The 17,264-nt window shown below is 50.9% G+C and carries 17 protein-coding genes; 11 read left to right on the top strand and 6 right to left on the bottom strand.

Going from position 1 to position 17,264, the window contains the following annotated elements:
- The first annotated feature begins 115 nt into the window (after positions 1-115).
- Positions 116-340, top strand: a complete 225-nt coding sequence (locus FWG96_05280) for a PC4/YdbC family ssDNA-binding protein (GenBank protein MCL2032660.1) — start codon at positions 116-118, stop codon at positions 338-340.
- A gap of 169 nt (positions 341-509) precedes the next feature.
- On the top strand, positions 510-707 hold the full coding sequence (locus FWG96_05285) for a hypothetical protein (GenBank protein MCL2032661.1): 198 nt from the start codon (positions 510-512) through the stop codon (positions 705-707).
- Between the two features lie 17 nt (positions 708-724).
- Here the strand turns inward: FWG96_05285 and FWG96_05290 are convergent, their stop codons facing one another.
- From FWG96_05290 to FWG96_05305, 4 genes are all read right to left on the bottom strand, one after another.
- Positions 725-913 carry a hypothetical protein gene (locus FWG96_05290; GenBank protein ID MCL2032662.1) on the bottom strand — a complete coding sequence of 63 codons (189 nt, stop codon included), beginning with the start codon at positions 911-913 and terminating at the stop codon, positions 725-727.
- Between the two features lie 49 nt (positions 914-962).
- Positions 963-1,364: a pyridoxamine 5'-phosphate oxidase family protein gene (locus FWG96_05295; protein ID MCL2032663.1), complete on the bottom strand. Its 402-nt coding sequence runs from the start codon at positions 1,362-1,364 to the stop codon at positions 963-965.
- A gap of 49 nt (positions 1,365-1,413) precedes the next feature.
- On the bottom strand, positions 1,414-1,812 hold the full coding sequence (locus FWG96_05300) for a pyridoxamine 5'-phosphate oxidase family protein (GenBank protein ID MCL2032664.1): 399 nt from the start codon (positions 1,810-1,812) through the stop codon (positions 1,414-1,416).
- Between the two features lie 202 nt (positions 1,813-2,014).
- Positions 2,015-2,371: a PAS domain S-box protein gene (locus tag FWG96_05305; GenBank protein ID MCL2032665.1), complete on the bottom strand. Its 357-nt coding sequence runs from the start codon at positions 2,369-2,371 to the stop codon at positions 2,015-2,017.
- A 212-nt stretch (positions 2,372-2,583) separates the two neighbouring features.
- Here FWG96_05305 and FWG96_05310 point away from each other — a divergent pair, with 212 nt between their 5' ends.
- Positions 2,584-3,519 (top strand): NAD(P)/FAD-dependent oxidoreductase, encoded by a 936-nt coding sequence (locus FWG96_05310; GenBank protein MCL2032666.1) that lies wholly within the window; start codon positions 2,584-2,586, stop codon positions 3,517-3,519.
- Between the two features lie 54 nt (positions 3,520-3,573).
- Here FWG96_05310 and FWG96_05315 read toward each other — a convergent pair whose 3' ends face one another.
- A complete protein-coding gene (locus FWG96_05315) occupies positions 3,574-3,738 on the bottom strand; it encodes a 4Fe-4S binding protein (protein ID MCL2032667.1) in 165 nt (54 codons plus the stop codon).
- 129 nt (positions 3,739-3,867) lie between these two features.
- Here FWG96_05315 and FWG96_05320 point away from each other — a divergent pair, with 129 nt between their 5' ends.
- The 6 genes from FWG96_05320 to FWG96_05345 all read left to right on the top strand — a co-directional run bounded on the left by FWG96_05320 (position 3,868) and on the right by FWG96_05345 (position 12,143).
- Positions 3,868-4,911, top strand: a complete 1,044-nt coding sequence (locus FWG96_05320; protein ID MCL2032668.1) for an amidohydrolase family protein — start codon at positions 3,868-3,870, stop codon at positions 4,909-4,911.
- Complete coding sequence (locus tag FWG96_05325) at positions 4,912-5,361, top strand: universal stress protein (protein MCL2032669.1); 450 nt, start codon at positions 4,912-4,914, stop codon at positions 5,359-5,361. It abuts the gene before it with no gap.
- Positions 5,362-5,472: 111 nt separating this feature from the next.
- The gene (locus tag FWG96_05330; GenBank protein ID MCL2032670.1) at positions 5,473-6,318 is read left to right on the top strand and encodes a CBS domain-containing protein; all 846 of its coding nucleotides are present in this window, start codon (positions 5,473-5,475) and stop codon (positions 6,316-6,318) included.
- On the top strand, positions 6,311-8,023 hold the full coding sequence (glyS, locus tag FWG96_05335) for a glycine--tRNA ligase (GenBank protein MCL2032671.1): 1,713 nt from the start codon (positions 6,311-6,313) through the stop codon (positions 8,021-8,023). The genes FWG96_05330 and glyS overlap by 8 nt, the downstream gene beginning before the upstream one ends.
- Positions 8,024-8,179: 156 nt before the next feature.
- Positions 8,180-9,358 (top strand): CBS domain-containing protein, encoded by a 1,179-nt coding sequence (locus tag FWG96_05340; protein MCL2032672.1) that lies wholly within the window; start codon positions 8,180-8,182, stop codon positions 9,356-9,358.
- Between the two features lie 178 nt (positions 9,359-9,536).
- Positions 9,537-12,143 carry a valine--tRNA ligase gene (locus FWG96_05345; protein MCL2032673.1) on the top strand — a complete coding sequence of 869 codons (2,607 nt, stop codon included), beginning with the start codon at positions 9,537-9,539 and terminating at the stop codon, positions 12,141-12,143.
- Between the two features lies 1 nt (position 12,144).
- Here the strand turns inward: FWG96_05345 and FWG96_05350 are convergent, their stop codons facing one another.
- On the bottom strand, positions 12,145-13,557 hold the full coding sequence (locus FWG96_05350) for a DEAD/DEAH box helicase (protein ID MCL2032674.1): 1,413 nt from the start codon (positions 13,555-13,557) through the stop codon (positions 12,145-12,147).
- 172 nt (positions 13,558-13,729) lie between these two features.
- On the opposite strand from FWG96_05350, the gene FWG96_05355 reads away from it, so the two are divergent.
- Positions 13,730-15,223: a DUF1846 domain-containing protein gene (locus tag FWG96_05355; GenBank protein ID MCL2032675.1), complete on the top strand. Its 1,494-nt coding sequence runs from the start codon at positions 13,730-13,732 to the stop codon at positions 15,221-15,223.
- Between the two features lie 84 nt (positions 15,224-15,307).
- Positions 15,308-16,132: a hypothetical protein gene (locus FWG96_05360; GenBank protein ID MCL2032676.1), complete on the top strand. Its 825-nt coding sequence runs from the start codon at positions 15,308-15,310 to the stop codon at positions 16,130-16,132.
- The last annotated feature ends 1,132 nt before the right edge of the window (positions 16,133-17,264 follow it).

Here is a 17,264-nt window from a genome sequence, read left to right on the forward strand (position 1 = left end):
TTTCGGATTACCTGATAAAGGACCCGCCCTTGCGGGGACGGCCCGTATTTTTATTTTACTTCTCCCATTTTATTTATATAACTATGCTGTAATCCCCGTCATAGGAGCTAATACCATGCCGGCTGAGTTCAAATATGAAATAGTCGAAAAGATCGCAGTTCTCTCGGAATCGTCCAAAGGCTGGACGAAAGAGCTGAACCTGATAAAATGGAACGACAGGGACCCGAAGTACGATATAAGGGAATGGTCCCCTGACGGAGAGAAGATGGGGAAGGGCATAACGCTGTCCGATGAAGAGATGGCTGTGTTAAAAAGTGCCCTCGAGAGCAGAGAACTCTGAGAACTCCCCCCAAACCATTTAAAAAACACCACTTACAGTCAGGTTTTCATAGCAACGTTTTTAAGCTAAATGACATGTCTCCTTATAGGCATTCAAATATTGCTCCTGGTCCATCGTTGAAGAGGTAAAGGTAGAGTATTGGGAATACCCAAAAGTAAGAGGAATAAAAATGGCCTACGGAAGCGGAGGATACAGGGGAGATCGCAGGGATCAGCCCAAGGAATACTTTAAGACGAAATGCTCAGACTGCGGGAACGAGTGCGAAGTACCGTTCAAGCCTACACAGGGAAGGCCTGTGTACTGCAGGGACTGCTTCAAGAAGCACCAGCCGGAAGGTAGGGGCGACAGAGAAAGAAGAAGGTTCTAAACCTTCTTTTAAACGTTTTACTTTTCATTCATTCTTTTACGTTCTTTGTATTCTTCTCTCATTTTGATCTGGAAGAACACACCAGCTATCGTCCAAGTTATGATCAGTACGGATATCCCGGCCACCATAAGCAGAACTCCGGCCAGCTTGCTGCTCATAAAATAGACCGCCACCCCGGCTGCGGCCGCGATCAGGCCGATGGCCATAGCCAGTATGTTTACCTTTTTCTCTTTTTCAAAGGTCAGCAGACCACCGTCACAGTATCTGTGTCCCCGCCGTGTCGGACGATATGCCCTCATCATAAGCGGAGAGGACCTTGAATTCCAGGACCGCGACGGCTTTCATTTTCATCTTCTCAAGGTTATGGTTCATCCTTTCCAGAGCCGGCCCGGATGTCATTCTTGAGGTCAGGACCGCCTGTATCGAATAGGCTTCCCTTCCATACCACACAAGGAATTCCGCTTTGGGGCTGTGCACGAGGTTCCTGCATGTCGCATACATGTAGACCTCCCCGACGATGATCGTCTCATCGTCGGAAACAAGCAGACTTCCGCATACTACCGCATGGGGGTCTCCCTCCGGCGATACCGTTGCCAAGACCTTGCTGGTCTCCGGCCGCTTTACCATATCAGCTATTTTGGGGATCAGCTTGACCATGTGAGTACCGCCGTCGGGTGTGAACCTAAGTGGTTTAAAACATGCCTTTTCAGGCCAGTTTTGTCCCTGCGTTCGGGGATGCTCCCTGTTCATATACGGCTTCTACTTTGAACACCCAGACCGCTGCCGCTTTGAGCCCTATTGCCTCAAGCTCCTTGTTCATGGCGTCGATCTCCGGGCCCTTGTCAAGACGCGCTTTCGCTGTGCAGTCTATCACAAAGGAATCCATTCCGGATGTGACGAGGAAAGCGGCTTTTGGGTTCTCGGAAAGGTTCTTGGATGACACTTTCATAAGGATCTCTCCGACGATCATCGTGTCGGCCGCCGGCGCCCCTATACTGCCGGCCACTACCGCATGAGGCTTTGCGTCCTTTGACGATGTCACAAGGACCTTGGTCGTTGTCCTGGCGTTGATCATTTCCAGCACGTTGTTAGGGATGTTTGTCATTTAATCACCTGTAGAGAAATCTAATTACAGGTATATTTTAAGAACGGTCGTTCCTGGCATAGAAGAGCGTCACTCTTCTTTCGGCCTCTTGACCTTGTTCACGATCAGCAAGATCGCCGCGAAACAGGCTACCACTCCGATACAGATGTAGAACTCTGATATCTCAAACACGAACGGAGTATCGTATGTTGATATTTATTCATTATCGTTTGACGGAACGGATGTGCTGCACGACCGCCCTCAGCTTCCCCTCTTTGTAATGAGGGATGGGTTCGCACTCATATTCGCCGGCCATATTCCTGCACTTGAACTTGCACCCGCAGCGGTGCGGCCCTCCCAGGGTGTGGTTCGCGGTGCAGCTGTCGCAGCAGCAGGTTGCTCCGAAGATCTCATAACATTTCGAGCCTACCGCTTCCTCGATATGAATGCCCAGGCCCCGCTGCGCCGCGCGGTTCATCCATATCACATTCCTTTCGGAGTCATTGATGATTATCATGTCGTCTACCTGATCCAATATCATATTGAGAAGGCTCTCCGCGGAAACATCGTTGGCATCCATGATGATATGGCATCGCTTTGCCGCATAAATAATGATGATGTACCGGACAGACCCATAAAAAAAGACATGTGTTCATAAATTTTCGATTTTCGTAGTAATCCTGCGGATTTCAGACCTGTACAATCAAAAAATGAAATTACCATGAGAAAAAATCAAAAAAACACAGCGAGATATAAACAATATTTTATACGGATAAATTATACGACCCTAAAATGTGCTACGATGTCGTCATTATCGGCGCCGGACCTGGGGGACTTACGGCCGGCATATACGCTCGGTCGAAGATGATGAATACTCTGATATTGGAGGCGGGACGCGTCGGCGGACAGCTGACATGCCTGTATCCGGAGAAGGGAGTACATAACTATCCTGGCTTCGAGACCGTCCAGGCCAGAAAGCTGTCCGACAGGCTGTACGCTCAGGCGGAATCCATGGGCTGCGACATCCGGGAGAACGAAAAGGTCATGGAGATCAACGACGGCAAGGAAGAGCTTCTTGTCGTCACAAAAAAAGAAACTTACCGCACAAAGTCCGTGATCATAGCAATAGGCATGGGCAGTTTCCACCCGAAGAGAATGGACTGCCCCGGTGAGAAGGAATTCACCGATAAGGGGGTGACATACATACTCCCTGTGAAAGAAGAGCTTGTGGACCAGAGGGTGGTCATGTTCGGAGGGGGGAACAGCGCGATAGAGATGGCGCTCATCTCGGACACCGTCACGGATACCACGATCGTCCACAGAAGGCCGGAGTTCAGGGCGGACGAAAGCAACGTCAACGATCTCAACAACAGCAACATCAGGACGATAATGAGCGCCAATGTGGTGTCCTTCAACGGGAAGAGCTGCCTCGAGAGCGTCACTTTGGACCAGGGTGGGAAGGTGTTCGACGTGCCGGTGGACCTGGCGGTCATCAACATCGGAATAAACTCGGACCTCACCGATCTGAAAAAATGGGGGATAGACCTTACTTCCGAAGGGTTAGTGAAGGTCGGTTTCGACATGACCACCAACCGCCACGGTATATTTGCCTGCGGGGATGCGGTAGACTACCCCGGAAAATACAAACAGATCATAACTGCCTGCGGGGAAGCGGCCACTGCCGTCATCAGTTCATATAAATTCGTAAAGAAACCCTACTGGGCATAAAATTGTTTTCTCAGCGGGAGGTCCCGCTGACTTTGTTTTGGCGGTCCTTCCGGATCATTCCACTATGGCGTCAGAGGGGCACTCGTCTATGCATGCTCCGCAGTCGATACATTTGTCCTGATCGATGACTGCTACATCATCGACGACAATCGCTCCCTCGGGGCAGGCATCCACGCATGCTCCGCATGCTACGCACTCTGCTTCTATTACTTTCGGCATATTTTACACCTCAATCTTGTAACCTATGTTAGTATTTTAACGTTTCCGAGATTTGCTGGCACCCTTTGAAGAGCAAACTCCCGCCGTGTCTGCTCCATCTGATTTATACTGTTATTTCGATACTCCGCCATGGATATTCTCAGCGGTTCCGTGCTTACGGCGGACGGCGTCATAGAGGGATATGTCTGCATTGAAGGCGGCGTCATAACATCCGTTGAAGAGGGCGCTCCTCCGGAAAAGCCCCTTGCCGCCGGCCTCATAGTGCCTCCGATGGTCAATTCTCACACCCACTGTGCGGACGCGGGCCTGAAGATACCTCCGGGTATGACGATGGAGGAATTGGTCGCTCCGCCGGACGGGCTCAAGCACGTTCACCTCAGGGGTCTTGAGGATTCAGCCCTGGAGGATGACATAGCCGCCTATGCGGAAGCCTCCCGCTGGAACGGGATAGGGGCCTTCATAGACTTCAGAGAGGGCGGGGAAAGAGGGTGCAGGATCCTCAGGAGAGCCGCTCCTTCGTCGGTGATACTGGGCAGGCCTTTGAGCGAAGAATACGATCAGGACGAGATATCCCGGATACTTGACGCATCGGACGGCATAGGCATCTCGAGCATATCCGACATGAATCACAGATACATAGAGAATGTGGCCGACCAGGTCAGGGACAGCGGGAAGATGTTCGCCATCCACGCCAGCGAAAGGAGGAGAGAGGACATCGATCTCATTCTGTCGTTCGACCCGGCGTTCGTCGTCCACATGGTGGAAGCGACGGACTCGGACCTTCTGAAGTGCGCAGAGACGGAGGTTCCCATCGTAGTATGCGCCAGATCCAACCTGTATTTCAAGAAGATGCCTCCGGTGAAAAGGATGTTCGACTGCGGTGCGGACGTCGCCATAGGTACCGACAACGCAATGTTCGGCGGCCCCGACATGCGCTCGGAGGCCTCCGCGTTCAGAGATGTCCTTCTTTCCCAAGGCGGCTCCGCCGAAGATGTCGCGGACCCTATGTTCAGCAACGGAAGAAAAATATTATATCCGGGCAACAAAATCCATATTTCTGTGGGGATGCCGGCGGATCTGACCGTGCTTCCCTGCTCCGGAAGGTTCGATATGAACGAGATCCTGCAAAACAGGGGCCCCATATTCAGATATGGGCCGGAATGGAGGAATTGAATGACATTCAAAAAAATACTCGTCCCGACGGACGGCAGCGAATTCACCAAATATGCTGTGGACATAGCCGTCGAACTTGCGGAATTATCTAAAGGAAAGGTCACCGCGCTGTATGTTCTGGACCGGACCGTATACGCCAACTCGCCGATGGATACGGCCTTGGTCAACGTGTACGATGCCCTCGAGAAGGAGGGCACTCTCGCGACGAGTTACGTCACGGAGAAAGCAAATGCGGCGGGCGTGGAGGTCGAGGAGAAACTGGTAGAGGGCGTACCGTCGAAGGTCATCCTCCAGGAAGCGGAGACGGGCGAGTACGACATTATAGTGATGGGCTCCCTTGGAAGGACCGGCATATCGAAGCTCCTGATGGGAAGCGTTGCCGAAAAGATCGTGCAGAACGCAAAATGCCCGGTGATGGTGGCCAAATCGCCTGCCGCCGCGAAGGAATGATTCCCGTTCAATCAATGGCCTTAATTACCTAAAGGCAAATAACCCGCCGTCAGTACCGCAGGAGAGGCCCGGTGCTTTTCCTTTGGTAGGGTCTTCAGAGGTCGGTTCAGGATGAAAACAGTTACAGACATTATGACTGCGGCACCAATTGTGGTGGAAGTTCCGGGAAGCCGCAGCGATGCAATTAACGTGATGGTCAGGAAAAAGCTGACCGGGCTTCCGGTCGTACGCGCTTCCGACGGCAAACTTATGGGCATTGTCTCCCGAAGAGACATTTTCAGGAAATTCGAGGAGGACCAGCTGTCGCTGATAATGAAAAAAGACTGCATCACAATAACTCCCGATGAGAACATCATAAGCGCGGCAAAGATATTCGCCGACAAAAGGATACACAGGCTCCCCGTGATAGAGAACGAAAGGCTTGTGGGGATAGTGACTCCGACCGATCTCCTGAATGAGATCCGGACAATGAAGACCGCGATGACTGCGGAAGACGTCATCAGAACGACCTGCGTGACCGCATATGAGGGCGAGCCCCTTGCATATACGGTAGCGGCGATGAGGATAAGCGATGTGTCGGCAGTGCCGGTACTGGACATAAAGGGAAAACTGGTCGGGATATTGACAGACCGCGATCTTTTCAGCGATCAAACGGTGGACGCCGAGGCGATGATGCGCCTTGGGATAGAGGATTCCGAGCTTGCCGGATACAGGAACGTCCTTCCGCTGTTCTATGCGGCGACCGATAAGTACATCCCGGACGATACAACGGTCAGCGACTATATGGTGAAAGATCCCTACACCGTCTTCAAAAAGACGCCTTTGAACGAGGTCGCCCGCATCATGACCGAGAACGATTTCGGGCAGCTTCCGGTGCACGGCACCAAAGACGAGCTGGTCGGCATGATCTACGACGTGGACGTCCTATGCGCACTCACAGGTAATTGCAATGAGTAACGAAGTGAACAGCGGCGACCTTTTATCCCTATGCAGGCGCAGAGGATTCATATGGCCGTCCTTCGAGTTATACGGAGGAGTTGCGGGGATGTTCGATTACGGTCCGCTCGGCTCCAACATGAGGAACAACATCGTGGAGGTCTGGAGGGACATATACAGGGGCAGGGAGGGTTTCATTGAGATCGATTCCGAGACCGTCAACCCGAGGGAGGTGTTCAAAGCGTCCGGCCACGTGGACGAATTCGCGGACCTCATATCGTATTGCGCCGGGTGCGGCTCCGCGTTCAGGGCGGACCACCTTGTGAAAGAGTTCTTCGACAATGCGGACGTGCTGTCCCCGAAAGAGCTGGACGACGCCTTCGTGAAATTTGATGTGAAATGTCCGGAATGCGGCGGAAAGCTGGGCCCCGTTGAAGAATTCAACCTTATGTTCAAGACAACCATCGGCCCCGGGTCCTCCAGAGTGGGGTATCTCAGACCGGAAACGGCACAGGGGATATTCGTCAATTATTTGAATCTGTACAGATACAACAGAGAGAAACTCCCCCTCGGCGTCATTCAGACAGGCAGGGGCTACAGGAACGAGATCGCACCCAGGCAGGGGATGATAAGGATGAGGGAGTTCAACATGATGGAAGTGGAACTCTTCGTCGACCCCGATGACAAAAGCTGGGGCAGATTCCCTGAAATCGAGAACGAGCCGATGACGCTTGTTCCCAACACCGGCACCGAGGCGGTGATCATTACCGTCGGCGAGGCCGTAGAGAAGGGGATAATAGCGAACAAAGTGCTCGCATACTTCATATACACTACGCAGCAGCTGCTCGTCCGGCTTGGGGTGGACGCCGGAAGGCTGAGATTCAGACAGCATCTCCGCGATGAGATGGCGCATTACGCCATGGACTGCTGGGATGCGGAGGTGCTCCTCTCTTTCGGGTGGATAGAAGTGACGGGCATCGCGGACAGAGGATGCTGGGACCTTTCAAGACATGCGGAATTCTCCGGTACCGAACTTACGCATTTCAAAAAATTCGATGAGCCGAAGGAGATGGAGATCGAAAAGGTCAAGGCCAAACACAGGGCCCTCGGTCCGAGGTTCAAAGAAAAAGCGAAGACTCTGGCGGAGATGATAGAGGCAAAGCAACCCTCCGACGTCAAAGACGGAAAGCTCACCCTGAACCTGAATGATGAGGATATCATACTCGACGGCGAGTATTTCGAGGTTGTCATGGTGCGCGAGAAGGTCTCCGGAGAAAGAGTGGTCCCGCACGTGATCGAACCTTCGCATGGATTGGACAGGATCTTCTACTCAGTGCTGGAACATTCCTATGAACATGATAAGGGCGAGGACTACACGATCCTCAGATTAATGCCTGAAGTTGCCCCCATCAAAGCGGGGATATTCCCTCTCATGGAAAAGGACGGCCTGGATACGCTTGCCACGGAAATATACTCAAAGGTTCACTCTCCGAGCATGGAGGCCTATTACGACGGTTCGGGGACCATCGGCAAAAGATACGCAAGGATGGATGAGGTGGGTACCCCCTGGTGCATAACTGTGGATTATGAATCGCTTGAGGGGCCGAACAAAGGCACCGTTACCATAAGGGAACGCGACACCACCGCCCAGAAGAGGATACCTGCGGACTCCGTGCCTGAGATCCTGAGATCCCTGCTTTCCGGTAAGCCTTTCAAGAATCTCTGAGTTAATCTATATAATACCTTCCCGGAAACATTTAGGGGGAAGCTTTGGCGGGTCTTTTTCTTATAGGTCAGCGGCGCGGCAAGCGCGGACGGCCGCGAATCTGTTCGGTAACTAAACAATCTTTATATCCGCAACACTCTGTATTAGGACTGTGAGATGATGGGAGTAGAATACCTAGAAGATCAGAAGAAATTGTCTATTTTGAGATCACAGCTTAAGGGGATTACAGTCAAGGAAATAATGACAACGGAATTCCCCACCATTGACCCAGAGGATAGGGTCTCTGAGGCGCTCTCTAAAATGAGGGTGTCCGGTTTCCAGGAGATACCTATAATCGAGAACGGGAACTACGCAGGAATGGTAAGCTACGGAACGATACTCAGGAAAGGGAACATCGCCCCGGATACAAAGGTGAAGAACCTTGTGCGCAACCTCCCGACGGTCTCTCTGGATACAGAGATAACAAAGATAGCCGAGCATATCGTTGCAAACAACTGCAGGCAACTGGCGGTCCTGAACGGAAAGAAGATCACGGGGGTTGTGTCAAGAAGCAGCCTTACTCGGGTAGCGGCCGGCATGAAGATCCTCAAAGACATAAAGGTCTGGGAGATAATGACCACTCCCGTGGAGTCCGTCAGGGAGGACGGTATGCTGGATGACGCCATGGAGATAATGCGGAGACTGGATATCAGGACCGTGCCGGTCGTCGGCAGCGACGGGGCGCCCGTCGGAATAGTGGGGATGAATGAGATCATAGACAACCACTGGAAGACCGATACAAAGAGCTTCGGCGATTTCAAAAAGAGCTCAAAGGCCCAGATATCAATAGACGGTATCTACGCAAGCGCGATAAAGATCATCGAGTGGGATGAGACTATGAGGTCTGCGGCGTCGACAATGGAAGAGCACCGCATCTCCACCCTGCCCGTCGTCGAAGGGAAAGAGCTTGTGGGGATAATCACTGAATATGACATCGTCGAACTGATATCGGCAAGCAGGGAAAGGGATTCTCTCTTCGTGCAGATAAGCGGACTTGATGACGAAGACAAACTCTACGCCGATTCAATGTACGCGGATATCGAGGCGGAGATGAGCAGGATCTCCAAGATATACAAGCCGGAATCTCTGACCATACACATATCCAGATACAACGAGGAAGGTACCAGGAAGAAATACAGCCTGACCGGCAAGCTCTTCATACGCGGGACCCTGATCAGTTCGAAAGAGATAGGCTGGGACCTTGTGAAGGCCAACAACGACCTCATGAAGAAGATAGGGCAGCAGGTAGCCAATATGAAGGACTCCAACGTCACTTTCCGAAAGAGAAAGAAGTGACCGCTGAACAACCAACTCTTTTCAACCCTCTTTTTTTCAACTTTTTTTGAACAGATGGTGTTCGGCACTTCCAGCCGCCGCTCCATCCTTTGGCGGAACGAAACCGAGCTAGACCCATTTACCGCCATGAATTTTCATAACCTTTTTTTATATCATCCCGATTAAGTGTCTGTTCAAAATGTCACAGTATGATTCAGTTTCGGTCGAGAAGCGCTGGCAGAAGATGTGGAGGGAGGAGGGGATCTACCGTTTCGATCCAGAATCCGACAGGCCCGCATACAGCATCGACAATCCTCCAAGGTACACGTCCGGGTCCCTCCACCTGGGGCATGCGACCGGATACTCTCTTATTGACTTCGCTGCGAGATACAGGAGGATGAGAGGGTACAACGTATTCTTCCCTCTCTGTTTCGACGTGAACGGTACCCCTATTGAGGTAAAGGTCGAAAAGAAGCACAACATCACAAAGCTCGACCTGCCAAGAGAAGAATACAGGAGACTGTGCAGTGAATACGCGAACAGCTTCATCGAGGAGATGACGCATCATTTTGAGATACTGGGGGAGAGCATGGACCCCACCATATATTACCAGACCGACGCCCCTTACTACAGGCGCATCACACAGGTGTCTTTCGTGGAGTTATTCAGAAGAGGGCTCGTCTACAAAGGGGATTTCCCGGTCAACTGGTGCCCGAGGTGCATGACCGCCCTCGCGGACGCGGAGGTGGATCACAAAGACAACACCACCAAGCTGAACTTTGTGAAGTTCGGAACCGAGGACGGCGGTCATGTCATGATCGCGACCACCAGGCCCGAACTTATCTGCACATGCAAAACAGTGGCCGTCCATCCGGACGACAAAGAGAAACAGCACCTTGTCGGCAAGGACCTTGTGACCCCCATCTACGGGCGCAGGATAAAGGTCATCGCCGACCCCAAGGTCGATCCGAACTACGGAACAGGCAATGTGATGATCTGTACCATCGGCGATAAGGACGATCTCGAATGGGTGATGAAATACCGCTTCGAAATGGAAAAAGGCATTGATGAGACAGGAAAGATGACGGAGCTCGCAGGCAGATACAAAGGGATGCCAGTGAAGGACGCGAGAGCCGCCATCATCAGCGATCTTAAGGAGACGGGCGCGCTTGTTAAGCAGGAAGACACTCCTCAGCAGGTCTCTGTCTGCTGGAGATGCGGTACGCCGGTTGAATATCTTCAGGTGCCTCAGTGGTTCCTCAGGACCCTGGATCTCAAGGAACAGGTGCTTAAGAAAGCCGATGAGATAAATTGGTATCCCGAGTTCATGAAGATAAGGCTTAGGGATTGGGTAGACTCCCTGGAATGGGACTGGGTGCTGAGCAGACAGCGCATATTCGCGACCCCGATCCCGGTCTGGGAATGCGAAGATTGCGGAGAAGCGGTCTGCGCAGAGGAAGAACAATGCTATGTCGATCCCACGCTTGACGCTCCCCCTGTCGAGAAGTGTCCGAAATGCGGCGGCAGACTGATCGGATGCACCGATGTCTTCGACACGTGGATGGATTCCTCCGGGTCCTGCCTTTATAACACATACTGGAAAAGAGACGATGCTCTGCATGAGAAATTCTTCCCCATGAGCATGAGGCCCCAGTCCCATGACATCATAAGGACGTGGGCGTTCTATTCCATACTGAGGTCGGAACAGATAAAACAATCCCGCCCGTGGGACGATATCATGATCCACGGATTCATTATGGCACCGGACGGGACGCCCATGCACTCCTCCGTCGGGAACGTCATAGACCCCATCCCTATCCTCGACAAATACGGCGCGGACGCGCTCAGATACTTCGCCGCGTCCTGCTCGCTCGGCACGGACCATGCGTTCAGGGAGCCGGACGTGGTCAGGGGTAAAAAGCTGGCCAACAAGATATTCAACATCGGGCAGTTCGTGGGAAGGTTCTTCGACGGGAAGCCGGCGGAGACCGGAGAGCTCAGAGTATCTGACAGGTGGATAATAAGCCGCTATTCCCAGACGGTGGAGGCGGCGACCGCATACCTTGACGGATACCAGTTCGATAAAGCGATGAAAGAGGTAGAATCATTCGTCTGGCACGACCTTGCGGACAACTACATAGAGATGGTGAAGGCAAGAAAAGACCCGGCTGTCAAGTACACTTTGTACAATGTCTTCCTGGGAAGCATAAAGATGATAGCGCCCATCATGCCGCACGTGGTCGAGGACATATATCAGGAGCACTTCGCCGCCCACGAGGGGGAGAAGAGCGTCCATATAACGGACTGGCCCTCTCCGATCTTCATCGATGACGTGGCTATCCGGACAGGAGAGGCCGTAACGGACATAACGTCCGCCATAAGGGCCTGGAAATCCGAGAAGAAGATGCCTCTCAACGCTGAGCTGTCGATGGTCGAGATCATCGGCGAGGATGCGCCCGAGCTTCAGGAGAGCTCCCAAGATATAACCGAGACATCCAAGATCAAGGAACTCGTCTTCTCGAAGAAAGCGGAGCTGAAAGAGGAGGTTGCCGGCATAAAGCCGGTCCACTCTAAGCTCGGCCCGGCGTTCAAAGGAAAAGCCAAAGGCATAGTTTCCGCTCTCGCCGCTTTGTCCCCGAAGGATGCGCTGAATGTTATGACGTCCGACGGGCTCGCACTCAGCGTCGACGGGGAGCTGATCACCCTGGCGCCGGAGTTCTTCGAGATGGAAAAGACGCTGACGCTGGACGGCAAAGCTGTGGAAACCATACAGCTGGGGAATACCCTGATAGTGCTGGAGATCTGAATCAGTCCTGCGACACTCTCACGGTGACCTTCTTATTTTTGAATCTGACCTTGGGGAGGTCCATCATCATCCTGTTGCCGAAGTCCATATGCACTTCCACTATCGACGAGTCGGGCCCTACCTCTATCTTGCCTATGGCAAAGTCCCTTATCTTCGCCGCTCTGATTATATGTTCGGCGAGACCCACCTTACCAAGGCCGTCGTTCTTTCCGAGGTTCACCTGGAACCTCACCATACCGTAGACGTTGGAGATCTGGTCATAGTCGATGACCTTCCTGATGGTGTCCCTTGTCCCCTCTTCGGCCTCGGGGACCTCTCTCTTCTCTATGCTCATCTCCGTCCTGAGCTCGAACTCTCTGATGAAATGCTCTTCTTCGGAGGTCACGAAGGATATCGCTATGCCTTCTTTGCCCGCCCTTCCGGTGCGTCCTATCCTGTGGATGTAGTTGTCGACGTCTTCCGGCATGTCGTAGTTTATCACATAGGAGATATCGTCTATGTCCAGGCCCCTTGCCGCGACATCCGTGGCGATGAGGATCTGTATCTTATCCTCCTTGAAGTCATTGAGTACTTTCTCCCTTTTCTGCTGCGGCATATCTCCGTGGATCGCCTTGACCTTGTAGTCCAGCTGGGTGAGCCTTTCGTCCAGGATGTCCACCATCTTCTTGGTCTGACAGAATATTATCGCCTTCGGCTTATCTATATCCAGTATCCTCGTCAGCGCCCAGGATTTGTTCCTCCTTCCCACCGAAATATAGTACTGTTTGGTGAGGTCGAGGACCATTTCGTCCTGAGAAACGCTGATCTCCTTCGGTTTGATCATGTAGTCGCCGGCCAGGCGTTTGATGTCTTCCGGCAGGGTTGCCGAGAACATCATCGTCTGCCTGCTCTTGGGCATTGATGACAGTATGAACTCTATATCTTCTATGAAACCCATGTCGAGCATCCTGTCGGCCTCGTCCAGGACCATTATCTTTATTTTACTGAGGTTAAGGACACCTCTGTGTATCATGTCCATCACCCTTCCGGGAGTCCCGGCGATGATGTCCGCGCCTTTCTCTAGCTTTTTTATCTGCCCTTCTATGCTCGCGCCGCCGTATATCGGGACGGTCTCGTGTCCTGTATATTTGGCGATCATGGTAAGCTGTTCCGCCACCTGGTTCGCGAGCTCCCTCGTCGGGACGAGGATTATCGCGGCCGGGAGCTTCTGTCTCGATTCCGTCCTCTGAAGTATTATGGAACCGAACACACCGGTCTTTCCTGTTCCGGTCTGGGCCTGAGCGAACATGTCTAAGCCTTTCAGGCCGGTGGGGACCGCTTCCGTCTGTATTGGGGTGGGTTCTTCCCATCCCATGTCATCCAATGCCTTTGCGATATCTTCCGATATACCTAAATCTGTGAACTTTGAGATCATTTATACATCACTGATCTGAATCCAAACCGCCTGCGACTTTTACGCAGACACCTCTGTTTCACTATTGCTAATCCTCCTTTATCTTATATACTTACCTAAAGAAGCCATAGCCGCTGCCTTTTCGTATAGGATAACTTTTTACTAATGCAGATTATCCCTTAGTCCTATTGATATGAAGGTCGGCTTTGACAACGAGAAGTACATCGGCGTGCAGTCTGAACGCATAAGGGAAAGGATCGACAAGTTCGGCGGTAAGCTGTACCTTGAGTTCGGCGGTAAGCTGTTCGACGATTACCATGCCTCCAGGGCCCTTCCGGGATTCAGGCCCGACAGCAAGATCGAGATGCTCATGCAGATGAGGGATTCCGTTGAGGCTATCATTGTCATCAACGCGGACGATGTGGCGAAGAACAAGATGAGGGGCGACCTTGGGATAACATATGATATGGAAGCCCTGAGAATGATCGACTCTTTCAGAGAAAGAGGGATGTTCGTTGAAAGCGTGGTAATGACCCATTATGTCAAACAGCCGGCTGCGGTCGTGCTCGAAAAAAGGCTTAAAGCTCTGGGCATCAAGGTGTACAAGCACTATCCGATAGACGGATATCCGCTGGATGTGGAGAAGATCGTCAGCGATAACGGGTTCGGGAAGAACGATTTCGTTAAGACGAGCAGACCGCTCGTGGTCGTCACTGCCCCCGGTTCGGGCAGCGGCAAAATGGCCACATGCCTATCGCAGCTTTACCATGAGAACAAAGGAGGCGTTTCCGCCGGGTATGCTAAGTTCGAGACGTTCCCCGTATGGAACGTGCCTATCAAACATCCGATAAATCTAGCATATGAAGCGGCGACCATTGACCTCGGCGACGTCAACATGATCGACCCGTTCCACCTCGAAGCATACAAAGAAAGCGCTGTCAATTACAACAGGGACATAGAGATATTCCCTGTGCTGAATTCGATGCTGAAAAGGATACTGGGGGAATCTCCGTACAGATCGCCGACCGATATGGGCGTCAACATGGCGGGATACTGCATTACGGATAACGATACAGTATCAAAGGCCTCGAGGTTCGAGATCATCAGAAGATATTACGACCTTCTGAAGAACAGAAAACAAGGCACAGCGTCCGACGAGATGGTATCCAGAATGGAACTGCTCATGAAGAACGCCGACATCAATCCAAGCGAACGGAAGGTCATACCGGCGGTCATGAACAGGGCGACGGCCCTCAAGGTGCCCGTTTCGGGAATAGAACTGGAAGACGGCACTATAATAACGGGGAAGACGTCGGCCCTGCTGGGCGCCAGCTCTGCCGTCATACTCAACGCCATAAAAACGATCGCCGGCCTTGACGACGGGATACTGCTCATCTCCCCGAGCATCCTGAAGCCCATTCAGGAACTCAAGACCAAGGACCTGGGTTTCATGAATACCAAACTGCATGCCGACGAGATGCTGATCGCGTTGTCGATATCGGCTCAGACGGACCCTGTGGCGAGGGCCGCCCTGGAACAGCTTCCCAAACTCAAAGGGTGCGAGATGCATTCCTCGGTGATATTATCGTCTGTCGAAGATTCGACCCTTAAGAGGCTTGGGCTGTACATAACCTGCGAACCGGCCTATCAGAACAATTCCCTGTACCAGGGTCAGCGCATGATGTGAGGACTGCGCAACGGCTTTGGTGAAACCATCGTCCAAACATAAAGGAAAAGTCTACATACTCATTAATAATATCTGAGCCGATGGGTGATAATAACGGGCAGTAATTTCATTGAATACTTAAATGCAATGTCTGAACATTTATCGAAATTATCAGAGGCAGCAGGAGTAACACCCCATAATTTATCAAAAGGACATAACAGAGAAGACATACTAGTTGATTTTTTTAATTATCATTTACCCAGACGGTTAAAAGCTAGAAAAAATGTAATCGTTATTGATAATAAAGGAAATGAGTCAAATGAGATTGATATTGCAATAACAAATGACATAATGCCAGACTTCTCTACTCAAATGAGGATGTGTATTCCAATAGAGAGCGTTGCAGGAACAATTTCTGTAAAAACTAAACTCGACAAGAAAGAGCTTTTTAACTGTCTGGATAATATAAAAGAATTGCCTCAAATTCAACCCGAGTATATATACACAGATAAAGAACCTACAAAAAAACATAAAGAATATTTGAATTCCCTGCCAAAAAATTACATCTTTGCATATGACGGAATAAAGCATGAGGCCATTATCAAACACATCGAGAGGTATTATACAGATAATCATGATGTGCCACTAAATAGGAGGCCTGTGCATACTATAGTAAATGGTAAGTACAGCGTGTCTATTTCTGATTGCGATAAAAAGACCATCAGAGGTGCAGATATAAAAAAAGGGCACCCATATCGCATGATAATAAAAAATTCGCCCGGAACTCCTTTTGCACACATACTAAATGACATGACAATCTACACCGGGCTTCTTGCAACTGTGGGAATTGATATTTCAGGCTATTTTGAAAAACACACTATTGAGCACTATGCAAAGCAAGGAATCAACAATAAGCCCAGAAAAAAATAAGAGACATCTGGATACTATTTCTGCACCAAGAGTGCGAATTTCTTATGATCGTCATACAATCGATTGCTGAATTCCAATGAATATCTGGGTACCTCCAACTCGTCCAACACTGTAGCCGTTGCATTGGTAATGGGCCCACCTGTTCCTACGTGAGGACAAACTCATTGTGTGCATGCTATTCCCATCCTGGGGCTACCCACCGTAATCAACAATATGCCGTTGGTGGGATTAAAAGCGTCAATAGGAATATTCTATGCCATATGGGTTCGCTCGAATCTTCCTGTAATCAACTATAAAACTTTGAGAAAAGACGTAACTCCGTCATGGGAGGCACTTATGCATGGAGTTCCGGGACATATTGGAAAAATATAGGACGGAGAAATTGAACAATCACGACAGGGGTTTGAAATTTGAATGGCTCATGCGTAGCTACTAAAAAGGTACAACTATGAGAGACTTTGCGAGGGAAAAGGGATTCAGCTTCAACGATACTGTAATTGATCTCATGGCTGAAGCCAAGTAGGGAGAACACTGTGCTATACAGTGTAAACTTTACGCAGAGACAACATCATTCAAAAATCGGATGTTGATATGTCCCTATCCATTTCTGGTAAATACTTCCCAGACGAGAAGACCAAGTTCTAACTTTGTTTATGGATCTCTACAACAGACAAATGGTCGGACAACGCGATATATGCTCTCAGACAGCAGAATCCAGAAGTAGCGGTATTGGGACTCGGAGAACTGACATCATTACAGGTGGGCTGGGAAAAACTTGAGAATGGGGCCCACAGAAAAGCGATGAGATAAAGAACTACAATCCGAAAGATCATCAGATGGAAGCTATTGATGCTGCGCACGAACACCCAATACCAATAATCGTGGAAAGTTGAAATGGCATGCGGTACAGGAAAGCCTCGCCGACTGCTCTGGTGAAACCATAAGGAAAGATTAACCTCCCGCATTGCAATTCACTCCCGCGGCCGGCTGCTCCCTTAGAAAGAATGGCCGGCCCAGGATGGGATTGGTGTGCGCAGGAGGAGGTCAACCTCTGAACGCGATAGGCTGGCTTATGTTATTAAGGTCACGTCTATGGTGCTGGAGGGACTAGGTGTTCCGAGGTATTCCTCGG

The sequence above is a fragment of the Candidatus Methanoplasma cognatum genome (genome assembly GCA_009777615.1).
Lineage (GTDB): Archaea > Thermoplasmatota > Thermoplasmata > Methanomassiliicoccales > Methanomethylophilaceae > Methanoplasma > Methanoplasma cognatum.